18 protein-coding genes are annotated in these 17,929 nt (G+C 72.3%); 13 read left to right on the forward strand and 5 right to left on the reverse strand.

Annotated features, from left to right (window positions below):
- Positions 1 to 11: 11 nt before the first annotated feature.
- From IE247_RS26775 to IE247_RS26785, 3 genes are all read left to right on the forward strand, one after another.
- Positions 12 to 746, forward strand: coding sequence for a Mut7-C RNAse domain-containing protein (locus tag IE247_RS26775; protein ID WP_190125863.1), 735 nt, complete (start codon positions 12 to 14; stop codon positions 744 to 746).
- A gap of 139 nt (positions 747 to 885) precedes the next feature.
- The gene (locus IE247_RS26780; RefSeq protein WP_190125864.1) at positions 886 to 2,355 is read left to right on the forward strand and encodes an FAD-dependent monooxygenase; all 1,470 of its coding nucleotides are present in this window, start codon (positions 886 to 888) and stop codon (positions 2,353 to 2,355) included.
- A 38-nt stretch (positions 2,356 to 2,393) separates the two neighbouring features.
- Complete coding sequence (locus tag IE247_RS26785) at positions 2,394 to 2,729, forward strand: YnfA family protein (protein WP_190125865.1); 336 nt, start codon at positions 2,394 to 2,396, stop codon at positions 2,727 to 2,729.
- A 103-nt stretch (positions 2,730 to 2,832) separates the two neighbouring features.
- Here the strand turns inward: IE247_RS26785 and IE247_RS26790 are convergent, their stop codons facing one another.
- A complete protein-coding gene (locus IE247_RS26790) occupies positions 2,833 to 3,489 on the reverse strand; it encodes a TetR/AcrR family transcriptional regulator (RefSeq protein ID WP_229869369.1) in 657 nt (218 codons plus the stop codon).
- Positions 3,490 to 3,605: 116 nt separating this feature from the next.
- Between IE247_RS26790 and IE247_RS26795 the strand changes: the two genes are divergently transcribed.
- Both IE247_RS26795 and IE247_RS26800 read left to right on the forward strand, forming a co-directional pair.
- Positions 3,606 to 4,616, forward strand: coding sequence for a hypothetical protein (locus IE247_RS26795; RefSeq protein WP_190125867.1), 1,011 nt, complete (start codon positions 3,606 to 3,608; stop codon positions 4,614 to 4,616).
- Positions 4,617 to 4,756: 140 nt separating this feature from the next.
- A complete protein-coding gene (locus IE247_RS26800; RefSeq protein WP_190125868.1) occupies positions 4,757 to 5,518 on the forward strand; it encodes an SDR family NAD(P)-dependent oxidoreductase in 762 nt (253 codons plus the stop codon).
- 45 nt (positions 5,519 to 5,563) lie between these two features.
- Here IE247_RS26800 and IE247_RS26805 read toward each other — a convergent pair whose 3' ends face one another.
- Positions 5,564 to 6,757 carry an RtcB family protein gene (locus IE247_RS26805; protein WP_190125869.1) on the reverse strand — a complete coding sequence of 398 codons (1,194 nt, stop codon included), beginning with the start codon at positions 6,755 to 6,757 and terminating at the stop codon, positions 5,564 to 5,566.
- 241 nt (positions 6,758 to 6,998) lie between these two features.
- Here IE247_RS26805 and IE247_RS26810 point away from each other — a divergent pair, with 241 nt between their 5' ends.
- Both IE247_RS26810 and IE247_RS26815 read left to right on the forward strand, forming a co-directional pair.
- A complete protein-coding gene (locus tag IE247_RS26810) occupies positions 6,999 to 7,877 on the forward strand; it encodes a DUF3558 domain-containing protein (RefSeq protein ID WP_190125924.1) in 879 nt (292 codons plus the stop codon).
- 178 nt (positions 7,878 to 8,055) lie between these two features.
- A complete protein-coding gene (locus IE247_RS26815) occupies positions 8,056 to 8,808 on the forward strand; it encodes a DUF3558 domain-containing protein (protein WP_190125870.1) in 753 nt (250 codons plus the stop codon).
- Between the two features lie 88 nt (positions 8,809 to 8,896).
- Here the strand turns inward: IE247_RS26815 and IE247_RS26820 are convergent, their stop codons facing one another.
- The 3 genes from IE247_RS26820 to IE247_RS26830 are packed head-to-tail and all read right to left on the reverse strand — an operon-like array spanning position 8,897 to position 11,786.
- Positions 8,897 to 10,135: an amidohydrolase family protein gene (locus IE247_RS26820; protein ID WP_190125871.1), complete on the reverse strand. Its 1,239-nt coding sequence runs from the start codon at positions 10,133 to 10,135 to the stop codon at positions 8,897 to 8,899.
- Complete coding sequence (locus IE247_RS26825) at positions 10,132 to 11,271, reverse strand: MAB_1171c family putative transporter (protein WP_229869370.1); 1,140 nt, start codon at positions 11,269 to 11,271, stop codon at positions 10,132 to 10,134. The genes IE247_RS26820 and IE247_RS26825 overlap by 4 nt, the downstream gene beginning before the upstream one ends.
- Entirely contained in the window at positions 11,271 to 11,786 is a 516-nt protein-coding gene (locus IE247_RS26830; protein ID WP_190125872.1) for a hypothetical protein, read from the reverse strand. Before IE247_RS26830 ends, IE247_RS26825 begins: the two co-directional genes overlap by 1 nt.
- Before the next feature lie 358 nt (positions 11,787 to 12,144).
- Here IE247_RS26830 and IE247_RS26835 point away from each other — a divergent pair, with 358 nt between their 5' ends.
- The 6 genes from IE247_RS26835 to IE247_RS26860 all read left to right on the forward strand — a co-directional run bounded on the left by IE247_RS26835 (position 12,145) and on the right by IE247_RS26860 (position 17,893).
- Positions 12,145 to 12,519, forward strand: a complete 375-nt coding sequence (locus tag IE247_RS26835; protein WP_190125873.1) for a transcriptional antiterminator — start codon at positions 12,145 to 12,147, stop codon at positions 12,517 to 12,519.
- Positions 12,520 to 12,586: 67 nt separating this feature from the next.
- Positions 12,587 to 12,940, forward strand: coding sequence for a DUF2620 domain-containing protein (locus IE247_RS26840; RefSeq protein WP_190125874.1), 354 nt, complete (start codon positions 12,587 to 12,589; stop codon positions 12,938 to 12,940).
- Positions 12,941 to 13,027: 87 nt separating this feature from the next.
- Complete coding sequence (locus IE247_RS26845) at positions 13,028 to 14,440, forward strand: YhfT family protein (RefSeq protein WP_190125875.1); 1,413 nt, start codon at positions 13,028 to 13,030, stop codon at positions 14,438 to 14,440.
- Between the two features lie 14 nt (positions 14,441 to 14,454).
- Entirely contained in the window at positions 14,455 to 15,486 is a 1,032-nt protein-coding gene (locus IE247_RS26850) for a phosphotriesterase family protein (RefSeq protein ID WP_190125876.1), read from the forward strand.
- A complete protein-coding gene (locus tag IE247_RS26855; RefSeq protein WP_190125877.1) occupies positions 15,486 to 16,712 on the forward strand; it encodes an aminotransferase class V-fold PLP-dependent enzyme in 1,227 nt (408 codons plus the stop codon). The genes IE247_RS26850 and IE247_RS26855 overlap by 1 nt, the downstream gene beginning before the upstream one ends.
- A 5-nt stretch (positions 16,713 to 16,717) precedes the next feature.
- Positions 16,718 to 17,893, forward strand: coding sequence for an alanine racemase (locus tag IE247_RS26860; protein ID WP_190125878.1), 1,176 nt, complete (start codon positions 16,718 to 16,720; stop codon positions 17,891 to 17,893).
- Positions 17,894 to 17,929 lie beyond the last annotated feature (36 nt).

Raw genomic sequence — 17,929 nt, forward strand, 5'->3', positions numbered from 1 at the left:
TCCTGATCAGCATGAACAGACCGGAAATCCATCTCGCCGTCGCCCCCGGGCTGCGGCTGTTCGTCCCGTCGGAGTACCGCGAGGGCCGGACGCCCCTGATCACCGACGGCTCCTCGACGCTCGGCCATGTCATCGAGTCACTGGGCGTCCCGCTCACCGAGGCGGGCCGGCTGCTGGTCGACGGCGAGCCGGTGACGGTCGCTCACATCCCGCGCGAGGGCGAGAGCGTCGAGGTCTTCGCGGTCGAACGCCCGCAGCCGGTGCCCGGCGCCCCGCTGCGGTTCCTGCTCGACGTCCACCTCGGCACGCTCGCCCGGCGGCTGCGGCTGCTCGGCGTGGACGCCGCGTACGAGAGCGAGGACATCGGGGACCCGGCGCTCGCCGCGCTCTCCGCGAAGGAGCGGCGGGTGCTGCTCTCCCGGGACCGGGGGCTGCTGCGCCGCCGCGAGATCTGGGCCGGGGCCTATGTCTACAGCGACCGCCCGGAGGAGCAGTTGAGGGACGTACTGGAGCGGTTCGCCCCCGCGCTCGCGCCCTGGAGCCGCTGCACCGCGTGCAACGGGCCGCTGCGCGAGGCCGACAAGGACACGGTGCGGGACCAGTTGGAGCAGGGCACCCAGCGGTCGTACGACGTGTTCGCCCAGTGCTTCGCGTGCGAACGGGTGTACTGGCGGGGCGCGCACCACGCCCGGCTGGAGGCGATCGTCGACGAAGCGATGCGGGAGTTCGGCGGGGCGGTCGCGTAACTCACCTGGCGGACAAGGGAATTGATCACGATCACGGCGGCCATGACGGCGTGATCACCGGGGCCCGGAGTAGCGTGGCGGACGAGCTGATCGACCACCATCCCCCGGCCGTCCGCGCGTCGGCCTGAAGGAGGCAGCCATGAGCCGAACCGACGGAACCGACGGAACCGACGGAACCGACGGACCATCCGATCCGGGCGGTCCCGGTCCCGGTCCCGACCCGGAAGTCCTGGTCGTCGGCGCGGGACCCACCGGGCTGCTGCTCGCCGGGGACCTCGCCGCCGCGGGCGTCCGCGTCGCCCTGATCGAGCGCCGCCCGTCCGGCACCAGCTCCCTGACCCGCGCCTTCGCCGTGCACGCCCGGACCCTGGAGCAGTTGGACGCCCGCGACCTCGCCGACGAGCTGATCACCCGGGGGACGCCCACCAACGGCATCGTCTTCCTCGGCAGCACCGTCCTCGACCTCAACCGGCTGTCGACCCGCTTCCCCTTCGTGCTGGTCACCCCTCAGTACGAGGTGGAACGCCTGCTGGAGCGGCGCGCCCGCGCCGCCGGTGTCACCTTCCGCCACGAGACCGAGCTGACGAGCCTGACCCAGACCGCCGGCGAGGTCATCGCCGGGGTGACCTCGGCCGACGGCACCCACTCCACGATCCGCGCCCGCTACGCCGTCGGCACGGACGGCGCGCACAGCTCCGTACGCCGCCTGCTGGGGACGCCCTTCCCGGGCAAGGCGGTGATCCGCTCGATGATCCTCGCGGACGTACGGCTGACGGAGCCGCCCTCGGAGCGGATCGCGGCCTTCGCCACGGGCGACGCGGTCGCCTTCGTCGCCCCCTTCGGGGACGGCTGGTACCGGATCATCGCGTGGCGCCGCGACCGCCAGGTCCCCGACACGGCCCCCGTCGAGCTGGCGGAGCTGCGCGAGATCACCCGTGCCGTCTACGGCACCGACCTCGGCATGCACGACGCCCGCTGGGTCTCCCGCTTCCACTCCGACGAACGCCAGGTCCCCTCCTACCGGAACGGCCGGGTCTTCCTCGCGGGCGACGCGGCGCACGTCCACTCCCCGGCGGGCGGCCAGGGCATGAACACCGGCCTCCAGGACGCGGCCAACCTCTCCTGGAAGCTGGCCTCGGTCGTCCGGGGCGAGGCCCCCGAGCCCGAGACCCTCCTCGACAGCTACCACGCGGAACGGCACCCGGTCGGGGCGATGGTCGTCCGCTCCAGCGGCACGATGCTCCGTATGGTCGTCGCCCACACCCGGCCCGTGCTGGCGCTGCGCTCGGCCGCCATCCGCCTGCTCGCCGCCGTCCCCGCCGCCGGGGACCTGGCCGCCGGGCAGATCTCCGGCATCGGCATCTCCTACTCCCGGCCCCGGGGATCCCACCCGCTGACCGGGCGGCGCGCCCCCGATCTGCGGCTGGCGGAGGGCCGTCTCCACGAGCTGCTGCGCGGCGGCACGCACATCCTGGTGGCACCGCCCGGAGCGAAGCCCTCCGAGGCCCCCTCCCCGGCGCGGACCGTCACCGCGCACTGGGCATCGGACCGGCGCGACGCGCTGCTGATCCGCCCCGACGGCTACATCGCCTGGGCGGGCCGGGCCTGACGCCCGGAGGGCGCCGGGGCGCATGACAGGGTGTTCCCATGCTCGTTCTGCGCTCCGCCGCCCTCTTCGTCGTCGCCGCCCTCTTCGAGATCGGCGGGGCATGGCTGGTGTGGCAGGGGTTCCGGGAGCACCGCGGCTGGATCTGGATCGGCGCGGGCGTCATCGCACTCGGCGCGTACGGCTTCGTGGCCACACTCCAGCCGGACGGCGAGTTCGGCCGGATCCTCGCCGCGTACGGCGGGGTCTTCGTCGCGGGCTCCATCGCCTGGGGCATGGTCGCCGACGGCTACCGGCCCGACCGCTGGGACGTGATCGGCGCGCTGGTCTGCCTGGCGGGGATGGCCCTGATCATGTACGGGCCCCGGGGGCGCTGAGCCGCTCGGCCCGGAGCCCCGGGGCGCTGAGCCTGCGGGGGGGGCGGGGCCCCGGGCCGAGCCCCGGCGGCTCATCACCCGCGCGAAAGCACCCGGTTCGGCTTCACGGCCGAGTGCGTCGCTCGGCCGCGTCGAACGCGGGCGAGAGCGGGGCCAGCGCCGCGCGGAGCTGGTCCGGCAGGGAGCCGGAAGGCACGACCAGCCCTCCGCCGCCGAAGCTCCCGGCGGCCCCTTCGTTCCCGGCCGGCTGGAGCCAGCCTTCCAGCGCGATGCGCACCGCCGCGGCGACACCTGCCGCGAGAACACGAGCCGTGTACGTTCCGGCGTCGTCCAGGCATTCGGCGATCACCGCCGCAAGAGGGTGCTCGATGCCGGCGGTGGCATCGAGGAACGCGTCGCGCAGCGCGGTCCGGGTGATGATCAGCAGAAGTGCCGCGTGTTCACGCTCACCGGTGTTCGTGTACTGCTCGACCACCGCTTCGGTGACGACATCGGCCAGGCGCGCTCCTGCGGGCCGGGCGGCGACCGCCGCCGCGATTCGCGCCTCCCGGTCCGCGGTGACAGCGGAGACGATCGCCTGTTCGCGGCTGGCGAAGTAGTTGTTGTAGGTGCGCGGCGAGACCCCGGCCGCCTCGGCGATGTCTTCGACCCGCACCTGGTCCGGTCCGCGCTCCATGGCCAGGCGCAGGGCCGCCTCACGCAGCGCCTCGCGTGTGGCCTTCTTCTTACGCTCCCGCAGCCCTGGTGGTGGTGTCGTCACGATGTCAGCGTTCCACACAGGAATGCGTGGACGCAAACTTGCGTGCACGCACATTTCCTGTCAGCCTCGATTCGGCCGAGACCGACAGAAGGGACGTCGCCATGCGCGCAAGGGGAATGACCTACAGCACCGGATTCGTTGTGCACGGCCAGATTTCCCACGAGCCCTTCGATCCCGCGGTGGTCCGGCGCGAGCTCGCCATCATCCGCGACCACCTGCACTGCAACGCGGTCCAGATCATCGGCGGCGACCCGGACCGGCTGGAGTCGGCCGCCGGCTTCGCCGCCGAACTCGGTCTGGAGGTCTGGTTCTCGCCCTATCCGCTGGAGCTGGATCCGGACCGGATCCTCGCGCTCTTCCGTGACTGTGCCGAGCGGGCGGAGCGACTCCGACGGCAGGGGGCCGCGGTCGTGTTTGTCGCAGGGGTCGAGCTGAGCGTGATGAACCGCGGGTTCCTGCCCGGAAAGAGCCCGGAGGAGCGGGTCGAGCAGCTCATGAGCCGACCCGAGCGACGGGCCGAGGCGATGCGTGAGCTCGGCGTGCGCGTCAACGCATTCCTCGGCGATGCCGCGGCCACGGTCCGCGAACGCTTCCAGGGCGCGCTCACCTACGCCTCCATCCAGTTCGAGCAGGTCGACTGGACGCCCTTCGACATCGTGACGTTCGAGCTGATCCGCTCCGCCGAGGTCGCCGACCGGTTCCGGGACGCCGTGCGCAGCCTGGCCCAGGGCCCGAAGCCGCTCGCCGTCACCGGCTTCGGCACCGCGGCCTACCAGGGCGCGGGAGACCGCGGTGGGCGCGTGCTGGAAGTGGTCGAGCACGACCCGCGAACCAAGGCACCTGTCCGGCTGAACGGCGCATACGAGCGGGACGAGGCAGGCCAGGCCGCATACCTGAGCGAACTCCTGGAAATCTTCGAGACTGAGGGCGTGGACAGCGCGTTCGTGTTCCTGTTCGCCCTGCCCGGCTATCCGCACCGCCCGGACGGCGACCCCCGGGACGACTTGGACCGGGCCGGCCTGGGCATCGTCAAACTCCTCGAAGGGCGCCGGGGAGAGACCTATCCCGACATGGAATGGGAACCCAAGGCCGCCTTCGCGGCAGTGGCCCGGCGGTATCGGAGGTGACAGACCCCTGGCGGACGGAAGCGGTATTCACCGAACTTGCCGCAGACCTCGCGCCGGTCCACCGCCGCCGCGATCCTCGGGCCGGCCCCCGCCTATCCTGGCGGCGTCGTTCGATCGATCACCCGCGCGAGGAGCAGGACATGACCACCGGTACCCCCGTCGCCGTCGTCACCGGAGCCAGCAGCGGCATCGGGGCCGCCACCGCGCGCCGGCTGGCCGCCGCCGGATATCACGTGGTGCTCGCCGCGCGCCGGGCGGAGCGGATCGAGGCGCTCGCCGGGGAACTCGTCTCGGCGGGCCACCGGGCCACCGCCCACACCCTCGACGTCACCGACCGGGCGGCCGTCGACGCCTTCGCCGCCGGTCTCGACCGCTGTGACGTACTGATCAACAACGCCGGGGGCGCGCTCGGCGCGGACCCGGTCGCCACCGGCGACCCCGCCGACTGGCGGCGCATGTTCGAGGTCAATGTGATCGGCACCCTGCACACCACCCAGGCCCTGCTGCCCGCGCTGACCGAGAGCGGCGACGGCACGGTGGTCGTCCTCACCTCCACGGCGGGCCACGGCACCTACGAGGGCGGCGCGGGCTATGTCGCCGCCAAGCACGGCGCGCACGTCCTCGCCGAGACCCTCCGGCTGGAGATCGTCGGCACCCCGGTGCGCGTGATCGAGATCGCGCCCGGGATGGTCAGGACCGAGGAGTTCGCCACGACCCGCTTCCACGGCGACGCCGAGAAGGCCGCCAAGGTCTACGCGGGCGTGCCCGAGCCGCTCACGGCCGACGACATCGCCGACACCATCACCTGGGCGGTGACCCGCCCGCCGCACGTCAACATCGACCTGCTGATGGTCCGCCCCCGGGTGCAGGCCTCCAACACCAAGGTGCACCGGGAGCTGTGAAGCGGCCGAGGCACCAAGGCTCTTAGCCTCTTAGGCTCTTAAGGCTCAGCCCTTCACGCAGATGACCTGCTTGAGCTTCGCCACGACGGCCACCAGATCGCGCTGCTGGTCGATGACGCGCTCGATCGGCTTGTACGCGCTCGGGATCTCGTCGACGACGCCGGGGTCCTTGCGGCACTCGACGCCCCGGGTCTGCTCCTCCAGGTCGGCTGTGGTGAAGCGCTTCTTCGCCTGGTTGCGGCTCATGGTGCGGCCCGCGCCGTGGGAGGCGGAGTTGAAGGACTTCTCGTTGCCGAGGCCCTTGACAATGTAGGAGCCGGTGCCCATCGAGCCGGGGATGATGCCGTAGTCGCCGCTGCCGGCGCGGATCGCCCCCTTGCGGGTGACCAGCAGGTCCATACCGTCGTACCGCTCCTCCGACACATAGTTGTGGTGGCAGGAGATGACCGGTTCGAAGGAGACCTTGGCCTTGCGGAACTCCTTGCGGATCACTTCCTGGAAGAGGCCCATCATGATCGCGCGGTTGTGCTTCGCGTACTCCTGGGCCCAGAACAGATCATTGCGGTACGCCGCCATCTGCGGGGTGTCCGCGACGAAGACCGCGAGATCCCGGTCGGGGAGGTCCTGGTTGTGCGGCAGCTTCTGGGCCTCGGCGATGTGGTGGGCGGCCAGCTCGGCGCCGATGTTCCGGGAGCCGGAGTGGAGCATGAGCCAGACCGCGCCGGTCTCGTCCAGGCACAGTTCCACGAAGTGGTTTCCGCCGCCCAGGGTGCCGAGCTGCTGGGTGGCCCGCTCGCGGCGGAATTTGACCGTGTCCGCGACGCCGTCGAAACGGCTCCAGAAATCGTCGAACCCCTCGGCCCGGAAGCCGAACACCCGGCTCGGGTCGACCGGCTCGGAGTGCATGGCCCGGCCGACCGGGATGACGTCCTCGATCCTGCCGCGCAGCCGGGAGAGATCGCCCGGCAGATCGTTGGCCGTGAGGGAGGACTTCACCGCCGACATGCCGCAGCCGATGTCGACGCCGACCGCCGCCGGGCAGACCGCGCCCTCCATGGCGATCACCGAGCCGACGGTGGCGCCCTTGCCGTAATGGACGTCCGGCATGACGGCCAGACCCTTGATCCAGGGCAGCGTGGAAACGTTGTGAAGCTGCCGCATCGCGATGTCCTCGACCGACGCGGGATCGGTCCACATCCGGATCGGGACCTGGACCCCCGGCACCTCTACGTACGACATACTTCCCCGATTCCCCCGATAAGCCATGAAAAACAATGAACCGCAAAACCGGTGCCAATGTCCGCGTAAGACCCAGCGGACCGGCAGCCACGGCAGCGCGTGCGATAGACATTGTGTCCATCGGCCGCCCTCGCGCGGCAACCGCTTTTCCGCTCGAAGGGAGCCCGGTACCGTGCAGCGAAAGGCGTACGCGCCCCGCCGTGAGGCAGCCCCGGCCCGGGGGATCAGACCCCGCGCGTCAATGGTGTACGTGCCCGTTCTCGTGGCGGGTCTCCTCGCGGCGCTGGCCACCGGCTGCACCGACGACTCCGGTGCCAAGGGCCCCGCCGGGGACGCCAAGCCCGGCAGCGGAACCCAGGCCGCCGCCCAGCCCGGGAAGTACCGCACCCTGCTGGAGCCCTGCGGTTCGGTGGGCCGCTCCACGCTCCGGGATCTGCTGCCGGGGGTGACCGGACTCCCGGAGACACAGCAGCGGAAGGCCCTGCGCGGCAGCGCGGCCAGCACCTTCGACACCGACCGCCGGGTGGGCTGCGGCTGGCGGGCCGACTCCCCCGACGCCTCGCACACCCTGAGCCTCGACTTCGAGCGCGTGGTGTCGTACGACCCCGCCGTGAGCGACAGCGACCGCGCGCAGGAGGTGTTCCTCAAGAAGTACCCCACCGCCCTGCGCCCGGCGAGCACCCCTTCCGGCACGGCGGGTACGGGGTCCGCGACGGCCGGCCCGGCGGGCGCGAACGAGACGGCCCAGACCATCCGTACCGAGGAAACCTCGCCGTCGTCGACGTCGTCGCAGAGCCCGTCGGACTCCTCCTCTTCCGGTCCCCCGGAAAGCACGGAGGGCACGGACGAGGGCCTGGAGAGCGACCCCGCCGACCTCGAACCGCGCATCCTCGACGACCTCGGGGACGCCGCCTTCATCAATGACACGCTCACCCCCGCCGGAGCCGGATCCACCGCGCAGCGGCGCACCGTGAGCGTGGCGTTCCGCACATCTAATGTGATCGTCACGGTCGTCTACACCGAGCAGTCCGGGCGTATCACCTCGGTTCCCGACAGTAAGGAACTCCAGGACAAGGCCCGGAGCCTGGCCGGGAAGCTGGCCGGCAAGCTCGGCGGCTGACGGCCCGGCGGGCGCGCCGCCCGCGCCCGGCGGCGGATCCGGCCGCCCGCCGGGGCCGCGTACCGTGGCCGTGGCCCGGCCACCGGCCACCGGCCACCGCCCACCGCCCACCGGCCTCCTCGCGACCTCACGACCTCACGACCTCTCACGATCTCCGACCGACGAAACCGAAGGAACCATGCACCGAACAGCCCCGCGCCTCGCCCGCATACTCGCCTGCGCAGCCGTCCCGGTGATGCTCGTCGCCTCCGGCTGCTCATCGGACTCCGACCCCAAGCCCGAGAAGCCCGCCGCGACCGGCGAGGCGAACGGCGGCGGCGAGGGCTCGGCCGCCGAGTCGGCGAAGCCCCCGGTGAAGAAGTCCCCGGCCGTCGAGCGCGAGAAGCTCGCCAAGCTCCCCGACGCCTGCAAGTCGATCCCCCGCGCCACGGTCGAGAAGCTGGTCCCCGAGACCAAGTCGAAGAGCGGCACCGCCGGCCGGTCCACGGACACCATGAGCCGCGCCGGCTGCTCCTGGAACAGCCTGGACGACAACGGCGTCAAGGGCTCCCAGTACCGCTGGCTCGATGTCTCCTTCCTCCGCTACGAGTCCGACGAGGCCCTCGCCGTCAGCGGCGCGCAGCGCGCCGAGGAGAGCTTCGCCAAGGAACTCTCCAAGGCCCAGGGCACCTCGGGCGCCAAGCAGGTCAAGACCGAGACCGTGAAGGGCGTCGGCGAGCAGGCCTCCGCCGTCACCTACCGGCTCCGCAAGACCGGCGAGGACTTCTCGTACGTCACAGTCGTGGCCCGCACGGAGAACGCCGTGGTCAGCCTGACCTACAACGGCACCGGCTACGCGGGCGCGGAGCCCCCGGCGGTCGCGGACCTGTCGAAGAGCGCCGTGTCCGCCACCAAGGACGCCGTCGGCGCGGTGACGTCCGCCAACAAGTGACCCCGGCGGCGAACGGCCCCCGCCTCCGGGACACCGGTCGAGGAGGGACCCGCACCGAGCAGCGGTACGGGTCCCTCTCTCCGGCCGCTCAGCCGTTGTCGGGCCCGGTCCGGTCGGCGAGGCGACCCGCCGCGAAGACATGCCGGATCCGGCGGAGAGCGTCCAACTCGGCCACCGGGTCCCCGTCGACGACGATGAGGTCCGCGCGCCTGCCCGGGGCCAGCACACCCGCGTCGCCGAGCCCGAGGGCGTGCGCGGCGTTCACCGTCGCCATGTCGAGGATCTCGGTGTTCCCGAACCCGATGGACGCGAAGAATTCGAGCATGCCGACGTAGTCGCCGAACCGTGCTCCCGGGACGCCCGCGTCGGTTCCGGCGATGAACCGGACACCGGCCTCGCGCATCTCCCCGATGGACTCGATCATCTGCTGGGCGCGTTCGGGTCCCATCTGCTTGAGGAACAGCTGCCAGTCCCCGGAGACGCAGCGGCAGACGGAAACATCGTTGTCCACGATCCGGCGGGTGACCTCCGGGTCGTAGACGATGCCCTCGGCGGTACGCCAGGAACAGTGCTCGATGGTCCGGACGCCGGCGTCCACGCACTGGCCGATGGTCTCCGTACCGTGTGCGTGGGCGGCCACCCCCAGACCGTGGTGCGCGGCCTCCCGAACGATCAGACGGAGCTGGTCGGGGGTGAACTGCGGCTCCCACATGCGCGGGCCGCCGGGGGTGAGCGCGCCGCCCGAGGCCATGACCTTGATCAGGTCGGCTCCGGCCGCCGCGTTGCGGGCGATCCGCTCGCGGATCTCCTCGTCCGTGGTGACCTCGCCGCCCAGGAAGCCGCAGTGCCCGCCGCGCGAGGTGATCGGCGCGGTCGCGGTGACGATCCGGGGCCCGGCGACGGCCCCCGAGGCAGCGGCCTCCGAGGCGGCGGTCTCCGAGGCGATGGAGTCGCGCAGCGCCACGGCGAGCCCGCCGCGGTCGCCGAGATCTCTTACGGTGGTCACCCCGGCGGCGAGCAGTTGCCGGGCCCGGTCCGCCATGGCCGCGGCCAGTTCGTCGGGGGTGGCGTCGACCACCGCGCTGACGAGGTCCGGACCCGCGTCGAAGGCAAGGTGGACATGACAGTCCATCATCCCCGGCAGCAGCGTCGCCCCCGGAGAGCGCAACCGGGGCACCCGCGCGTCGACCGACGCTTCCAGCTCGGCGGCGGAGCCGACGGCGGCGATGACCCCGGAGTCGACGTCGACGAGTACGGCGCCATCGGCGATCGGCCGATCCGCGGGTCCGGCGATGACACGATCAGCGGTGATCAATATCTTGCTCACGATTCCCTTTCGTGCAGAAACCTGGATATGGCGATCAGTTCACGGGCGTCGGCGTCCAGGTCCCCGCCGACGGGTATCGCCACGCGAACCGCGGACACCCCGGCGTACGGGGGCTCCGCCGTCGAATTCAGGGCCAGCGCTTCCGTGATGTACCGGGCGAGCCGGTCGGCGGGAGCACGGGCGAGGTCGGCCCCGGGCGCGACCCGGCTCAGATACGGGCTCAGCCGCACCAGCCCGTCGCGGCACTCGATGAACCTCCGGTAGAACCGCTGCTCCTGGGTGCGGTACCGATACGGACGGGGCCACCGGAAGCCTGCCCGCGGCTGGTCCAGGACCAGTTCCGGGTAGGCGGCGGTCAGCGCCGTCCACAGAGGAGTGAGTTCACGGTACATACGGCGGTGGTGCGCCACCGACCGCAGCCTGGTGAACAGCTGAACGGAGGCCGAGTAGCAGATTCCCGCGAGCGTGATCCCCATCGCCCAGTTGGAAATCGACCAGTTGACGGTGTTCAGCTCCTGGTGCGACCCGGGTTCACCGATGCGCAGCACCACCAGAATCATCCGGTTCACCGAGGTCAGGGCCAGCCCGAAGAGCCCCAGAGCCACGATCAGCAGGCCATAGCCGAAATGCTGGGCCGCTTTCCGGGCGTACCGCAGGGCCCACCGCCCGGAGGCCAGATAGGCATGGATGAAGTACGCGTTCCCGATGACGTAGAACGAGGCGATGGCCGGCTCCGCCATGTGCGGGGTGCTCAGGGAGTGACCGCGCATCGCCGCGGGTGTGACGGCCATGGAGACGACCAGGGCGATCAGGACGCCGACGAGAAGGGCGATCTCCGCCCGAAGCCGGCGGTCGTGGGCGGCGCGCGTGCCGCGCACGGAGAAGACGAAGAACAGATGGAGCGCGAAAAGCCCCGATATATAAATCCCGTTGAACGCCACCTTGCCGACTCCCACAGCCGTGGCGCTGTCGATCGAGCCGATGATCCCGGGAATGCTCAGAACCTCACCGACCAGCAACAGCGACAGACTGGCGACAAGGATGCGCAGCACCCGGTCATACGTGGCGCGGGCCAGATCGATGCTCTTCCAGAGCACCCCGACGGCCAGCAGGACGATCAGCGGAACCTGGAACATCACATCCACCCCCAACGGGGATGGAGCGCGGAGCGAAGGGGCCCGAGGGCGGAGTCCTCGGATGCGGGGAGGGTGACCCGGGACATCACCGACGACCATTCCAGAATGATGGTCGCGACCATCTCGGCCTCACGCTCGTGTTCCTCGCTGTACGCGGTGCGCCGCAACACGCTGGTGATGACGTCGTACGAGATGTTCGGCAGCAGGTCCTGCCAGACCTCGTGATCCGGCTCGCCCTCGTTGTGATCGGCGAGTATATGGCCGATCTCATGGAGGATGATGTGATCCTGGTGCGCCGGGCTGGTCTCCCGCTGATAGAAAATATAATCCGCGTCGCCCGCGGCGATCCACACGCCGAAGGGCCCCGATACGGGCAGGGCATAGGGAACGAGATGAATGGGGTGCCCACGGTATTCACCCAGAAGCCTGCACAGCTCATTCATCTGAATCGGGTGTTTTATACCGAGGCTTCTGAGAAAACGCTTGCAGCGCTTTCGTAATCTGCGCTCGTTCAAGGCCGTACCCCCGCTTGCAAGTCCGCCGGGCGCACCTCAGAAAACTATCCTCAGAGCGCGCTCCGCCCACCCGATCGTTGCCACCGGGTGGCCAGATTGCAAGAGTTCAACGGCTTCCATGACGATGTTGACTCAAAAAGACCTCACTGATTGCGGCAGCCCCACAAACCCGCCGAAACATCCTCGCCGCGGCCCTCCCCGGCCGCCGCGATTCGCGGGACGATGGCGGTGCCGAGCCGGTGCCGAGCCGGTGCCGACGGCGTACGAGGGGATCCGGCACGGCGCCCGCCGCGCCGGGGCCGAAGCTGCGCCGCCGGGAAAGCGGAATCCTGTTTACTGTCCGGTCCAGGAGGTTCCCATGGACGACGGACTCGCCGAGCGCCTCCGTCTCTTCCGCGAGAGCGGCCACGTCCGGCCCGCCGTGGCCGACTTCGTCGCCGCCGAGCTGGCCGCGCTCGCCGACGAGGGCCACACCGTCACCGAGGCGACGGCGGGCATGCTGACGAGCCATCTGGTCATGGCCCTCACCCGGCTTCTCGACGGATCAGCGGTCGAACCCTCCCCCGCCGACGAGCGGATGGCGTCGGAGCTGACCGCCCACCCGGCGGCGGTGGCGCGCGCCCGCGCCGTCGCCGCGCGTGCGGGCCGGGAGCTGGGCGGCGCGCTGCCGGAGACCGAGGTCGCCTTCCTCGGCATGCATCTGGCGGTACTCGGACGGCCGACCGCCCCCTGATGCTCATGCGCCCGCCGACGCCCCTGACGCCCCTGACGCCCCGCCAGCAGAGAAGGAGCAGCCAGCCATGAAGATCCTCACCGGTGGAGTCGGCAAGGCCGAGACCGCGGACGCGGTCAGGGAGCTGGGCCTCGGCGGCGTCGAGGTCATCGTCTCCAGCGACATGGACGCGGCGGTACGGCTCCGCTCGGGCGGGGCCGACTACTACCTCGGCACCTGCCACACCGGGGCGGGGGCCTCCCTCGGTGTGCTCGTCGCCCTGCTGGGGCAGGGCGTGTGCCACACCTTCGGGCGCTCCGTACCCACCCCGGAGGAGGTCGCGGAGCTGCTCCGGGGCGGCAAGCGGGTCTTCGGCTTCTCGCTGGACAGGATCGACACGGTCGCCCCCGCTCTCGCCCGTGCCATCGCCGACCGGACCTGAGCCGCCGGAGGCCCGGGGCACCGGAGGCCCGGGGCACCGGGCCCGAGGCGTCGAGGACCACGGCCCGGCACCCGAAGGAGTGATTCCGTGAGCAGCGCGGCTCTCGACTTCTCCCTCACCCAGCAGTTGACCGTGACGGGCCTCTGCGCGCTGTCGGCGTTCATCGCCCACCGGGCCCTCGCCGTCTTCAACGACGGAGTGCGCCCCTTCCTCCTGGACTTCGTCCAGGGCCGCACCACGCGCGGGGCCACCACCGCGGTCTCCTTCGGCCTCTCCGCCGGTTTCGTCTTCGGACTCGGCGCGCCGATGGCGCTCTCCACCGGGGTGCTCAACCCCTGGCTGCTCTTCCTCCCCACCGATGTCCTCGGGCTGCTCGCCCCCAGGAAGTGGCTCGCCCCGGTGCTGGGCGGGGCCTGGGGCGCGGTGGTCGTCCTCGGCCTGGACGGCGCGAACGGCCTCGCGCACGAGCTGCCCGTCGACTTCCTCACGGCGATGCGGCGGATGTCGACGCCGATCCTCTTCCTCTTCGCGCTCTTCCCGGTGCTCGCCGTCACCCGGCAGTTCGGCCGGCCGCTCGGCGCCGTCGCGGGGGTCCTCGAACTCGCCCTGACCGTGCTGACCATGAAGCTCTGGCCACAGATGTTCGCCGGTTCGCTCGCCATGGCGGCGGGCGTGCTGATGCTCATCGGGCTCGCCGTGGCACGGGATCTCCGCCGACGGCGGGCGGAGCGGGCCGAACAGAAAGAGGCGGAGGCGGAGGCAGGGGCTGAGGCAAGGGCTGAGGCAAGGGCTGAGGCAAGGGCAGAGGCAAGGGCAGAGGCAGGGGCGAGCACCCCACAGGCCGGGCCGCCCGGCGACGACCTCATGGCCTCCCTCTTCAGCGCGAGCGCGGCCCGCCTCCGCCGCCATCTGCCGCTCTTCATGCTGCTGGGCGCGGGCGTCGCCGTCCTCGCGCAGAGCCATGTCCTCGGCGGCGGCGAGGCCACCAGCTTCCTGATCGCCAAGGGCGACTACACCGAGGCCGCGCAGGTCGACTTCTACCGCGCCTTCGGCTTCCTCCCGCTGATCGCGACGACCGCACTGGCCTCCGGCGCGTACGGCATCGCGGGCTTCACCTTCGTCTACCCCATCGGCTATCTGATGCCGAACCCCGCCCTCGCGGCCCTCGCCGGGGCCGCGGTCTTCGCGGCCGAGGTGCTGGCGCTCTCCGCCATCGGACGGCTCCTCGGCCGGCTGCCCGCCGTACGCGACTCCTCGGAGCAACTGCGCGCCGCCATCACCGACGCGCTCCAGCTCGCGATCCTCTTCGGTTCGCTGCTGGCCGCCGAGGCCATGGGCGGCGGGCTCGGAATCATGGTCGTCGGCGGACTGTGGCTGCTCAACGAGGCGATGGGACGGCCCGTGGTGCGGATGGCTGCGGCCCCCGCCGCGGTGATCGCCAGCGGGGTGCTCCTCAACCTCCTGTACTGGCTGGACCTCTTCACCCCGGTCACCGGCTGACCCGTGGAGCCCCCATGAACCGACCGCACCCGCCGCCGCCCGTACTGCACACGGTCACCGGCCCGCTCCCCCTCCACCGCGTGACGGGCCCGGTGCTCGCCCATGAGCACCTCGTCCTCGATCTCGACCGTACGGGCGAGGGCGCGGCCGTCCTCGGCCGCCGGCACTCCCCGGCGGTCGCCGCCGAGCTGGCCGGGCTCCGCGAGGAGTTCGGACTCTCCCTGGTCGTCGAGATGACCTGCCGGGGCATGGGCCGCGACGTACCCGCGCTGGCAGAGATCTCCCGGGCCTCGGGCGTCGCCGTGACCGCCGCCACCGGCTGGTACCACGAGCGCTTCCACACCCCCGAGACCGTCGGCCGCGAGGTGGCGGAACTGGCGGAGACGCTGGTACGGGAGATCACCGACGGCATCAGTACCAGCACCGGCACCGGCACCGAGGCCGTCCGGCCCGCCGTCATCGGCGAGATCGGCAGCCACGGCGAGACGCCGAGCGGACCCGAGGCCCGGGTGCTGCGCGCGGCGGCGCGGGCGGCGCTGGCCACCGGCCTCCCGGTCGCCACCCACGCCGGGCTGGGCCGGGGCGGACCCGCCCAGCTCGATCTGCTCGCCGGGGAGGGGCTCGCCCCCGAGCGGATCGCCATCGGCCACCAGGACCTGCTGGACCGCCCGGCGACCCATCGCGCGCTGGCGGCGGCGGGCGCGTACGTCTCCTTCGACACCGTCGGCAAGGAGCACTACCGCAGCGACGCGACCCGGCTGCGGCTGCTGCTGGCGCTGCTGGACGCGGGCCACGCGGACCGGGCGCTGCTGAGCTGCGACATCTCGCGCCACGGCTATCTGCGGACCGAGGAAGGACAGGGGTACGGGCATCTCCTCCGGGTTTTCCTGCCGAGGCTGCGCGCGGCCGGCGCGGACGAGGAGCTGCTCGACCTGATCACCCGGCGCAACCCGCTGCGCCTCCTCACCGGCACCGACCCCGGCCCGCGCCGCCCGCGCCCCACCCCTCAAGCAGAACTCGATCCGCGCACCCCGCAGGAGCCCTGATGCCCGCCGTCCCCCGTACTCTCCCCCGTACCTTTCCCCTCCCCACCGTCCCGCTCCAGGACGCCATCGCCCGGCAGTTCCGCCTCCTGGAGTGCACGGCCGCCCACTTCGAGGGCCAGGAGCTGTTCACCGCGGACGCCGGGGTCGTGCCGGGCCTCGGCCGCCCGCTCGCCACCGCCCGGGTGGAGGCGGTACTCGCCGACTTCCTCCACGCGCCGGACGCGGCCCTGGTCCAGGGCGCGGGCACCGGGGCGATCCGGGCCGCCCTGCACGCCATGGCCCGCGCCATGGCGCGCTCCGCCGACCCCCGGGAGCGGGAACGCGAACTCCTCATCCACCGCGCCCCCGTCTACCGCACCACCGGCACCACCCTGCGGAGCATGGGAGTGCGCACCGCCGAGGCCGACTTCAACGACCCGGACGCGCTGCGCACCGCGCTCGGCCGCGCCCGCTGGGCCTATATCCAGCACACCCGCCAGCGCCTCGGCGACTCCTACGACCTCGGCGCGACCCTCGCCGCCTGCCGGGAGGCGGGGGTGCGCACCATCGTCGACGACAACTACGCGGTGCTGCGGGTCCCGGCCTGCGGGGTCGAACTCGGGGCGGATGCCTCCTGCTTCTCCCTCTTCAAGCTGCACGGGCCGGAGGGCGTCGGCATCGTCGCGGGCGCCCCCGACCTCGTCGCCCGGGTCCGCGCCGACAACTACTCGGGCGGCGGCCAGGTCCAGGGCCACCAGGCGCTGGACGCCCTGCGCGCCCTCACCCACGTACCGGTGATGTGGTCGATCCAGTCCCGGGTCACCCAGGAGATCGCCGACCGGCTGAGCGCCGGGGAGGTGCCGGGCGTGGCGGAGGTGGCGATCGCCAACGCCCAGGACCGCTGTCTGCTGGTGCGCCTGGACCGTCCCGTCGCCCGCGAACTGCCCGCCGTCGCGGCCCGCTTCGGGGCCGCGCCGCACCCCGTGGGCGCGAACTCCCGCTACGAGATCGCCCCGCTGATCTACCGGATGTCCTCCTCCACCCTGGACGACTGCCCCGGGCTCGCCGACTGGACCGTGCGCGTGAACCCGATGCGCGCGGGCGCGAACCTGGTCATCGGCCTGCTCCGCAGCGCCCTCGCGGCAATCCCCGAGCCCGCCGCCGACCTCGCCGAGCCGACCGGGCCCGCCGGGCCCACCGAGCCCACCGAGCCCACTGAAACGGCTGTCGCGACGCCCCGGGCCTGACCGCCGTGTTCCTCGACACCGTCCTCGCCCGCAACCCCGCCCTGGTGACGGCCGCCGCCGCCCTCCACCAGCGGGGCGACATCCCGCCCGACACCTATGTCATGGATCTCGACGCCGTCGAGTCCAACGCCGCGCTGCTCGCCGCCGAGGCGGACCGGCTCGGTCTGACCCTCTGGTTCATGGCCAAACACCTCGGCCGCAACCCCGAGCTGATCCGGGCGATCGCCCGCGCCATCCCCCGGTACGCGGCCGTCGATGCCGCCGAGGCCCGGGCCCTCGAAGCCGCCGGGGCCCGCCCCGGCAATCTCGGCCATCTCGTGCAGATCCCGCGCCGCGCCCTGCCCGGGCTGCTCGCCCTCCGGCCCACCGCGGTCACCGTGTACGACCTGGCCAACGCCCGCGCGGTGTCCGAGGCGGCGGTACGTCTGGGGTACGCGCAGGACATCCTCGTACGCCTCGAATCCGCGCCCGGCACCGGCCATCCCGGCCAGGAGGGCGGGGTGCCCCTCCCGGCGCTGGCCGGTTTCGCGGCGGCGGCCGGGCGGCTCCCCGGGGTGCGGATCGCGGGGGTCACCGCCTTCCCCTGTCTGCGCTGCGACCCGGTCACCGGGGAGCCCCGCCCGACGCCGAATCTGCCGCTCCTGCTGACGGCGCGCGACACACTGCGCGGGCTCGGACACCGCGATCTCTCCGTCAGCGCCCCCGGCGCGACCTCCGTGGCCGCGCTGCCGCTGCTCGCCTCGGCGGGCGCGACCCACGCGGAGCCCGGTCACGCCCTCACCGGCACCACGCCCCTGCACGCGGTGGATCCGCACCGGCCGGAGAAACCCGCGTACGTGTACGTCACCGAGGTCGCCCACACCCTCGCGGACGGCCGCCCCGCGCTCTTCGGCGGCGGCTTCTACCCGCGCGGCCGGGTGGCGAGCGCCCTGCTCCCGCGCAGCGGGGCCCGGCTGCGGGTGGCGGACGCGCCCGCCGGGAACATCGACTACTACCGGCTGCTCGCGGCCCCCGGGGCCGAGGCCGGGGCCGTGCGGACCGGCGACACGGCGGTGCTCGCCTTCCGTACCCAGATCTTCGTCACCCGCTCGACGGTCGCCGTCGTCGCGGGCCTCTCGGGCCTCTCGGGGGGCTCCACCCGGCTGACCGGCCTGTACGACTCCCGGGGCCGCCCCCTCTGAGCCCGGGTACGCCGAGGGCCCGCGCCCCGGCCGCCC

The sequence above is a fragment of the Streptomyces inusitatus genome (assembly GCF_014651115.1).
Taxonomy (GTDB): Bacteria; Actinomycetota; Actinomycetes; order Streptomycetales; family Streptomycetaceae; genus Streptomyces; species Streptomyces amakusaensis.

Bases quoted from the DNA above. Each gene is read 5' to 3' on its own strand.
- IE247_RS26775 (WP_190125863.1), top strand. From the start codon at position 12: ATGAACAGACCGGAAATCCATCTCGCCGTCGCCCCCGGGCTGCGGCTG.
- IE247_RS26780 (WP_190125864.1), top strand. From the start codon at position 886: ATGAGCCGAACCGACGGAACCGACGGAACCGACGGAACCGACGGACCA.
- IE247_RS26785 (WP_190125865.1), top strand. From the start codon at position 2,394: ATGCTCGTTCTGCGCTCCGCCGCCCTCTTCGTCGTCGCCGCCCTCTTC.
- IE247_RS26795 (WP_190125867.1), top strand. From the start codon at position 3,606: ATGACCTACAGCACCGGATTCGTTGTGCACGGCCAGATTTCCCACGAG.
- IE247_RS26800 (WP_190125868.1), top strand. From the start codon at position 4,757: ATGACCACCGGTACCCCCGTCGCCGTCGTCACCGGAGCCAGCAGCGGC.
- IE247_RS26805 (WP_190125869.1), bottom strand. From the start codon at position 6,757: ATGTCGTACGTAGAGGTGCCGGGGGTCCAGGTCCCGATCCGGATGTGG.
- IE247_RS26810 (WP_190125924.1), top strand. From the start codon at position 6,999: ATGGTGTACGTGCCCGTTCTCGTGGCGGGTCTCCTCGCGGCGCTGGCC.
- IE247_RS26815 (WP_190125870.1), top strand. From the start codon at position 8,056: ATGCACCGAACAGCCCCGCGCCTCGCCCGCATACTCGCCTGCGCAGCC.
- IE247_RS26825 (WP_229869370.1), bottom strand. From the start codon at position 11,271: ATGTTCCAGGTTCCGCTGATCGTCCTGCTGGCCGTCGGGGTGCTCTGG.
- IE247_RS26835 (WP_190125873.1), top strand. From the start codon at position 12,145: ATGGACGACGGACTCGCCGAGCGCCTCCGTCTCTTCCGCGAGAGCGGC.
- IE247_RS26840 (WP_190125874.1), top strand. From the start codon at position 12,587: ATGAAGATCCTCACCGGTGGAGTCGGCAAGGCCGAGACCGCGGACGCG.
- IE247_RS26850 (WP_190125876.1), top strand. From the start codon at position 14,455: ATGAACCGACCGCACCCGCCGCCGCCCGTACTGCACACGGTCACCGGC.
- IE247_RS26855 (WP_190125877.1), top strand. From the start codon at position 15,486: ATGCCCGCCGTCCCCCGTACTCTCCCCCGTACCTTTCCCCTCCCCACC.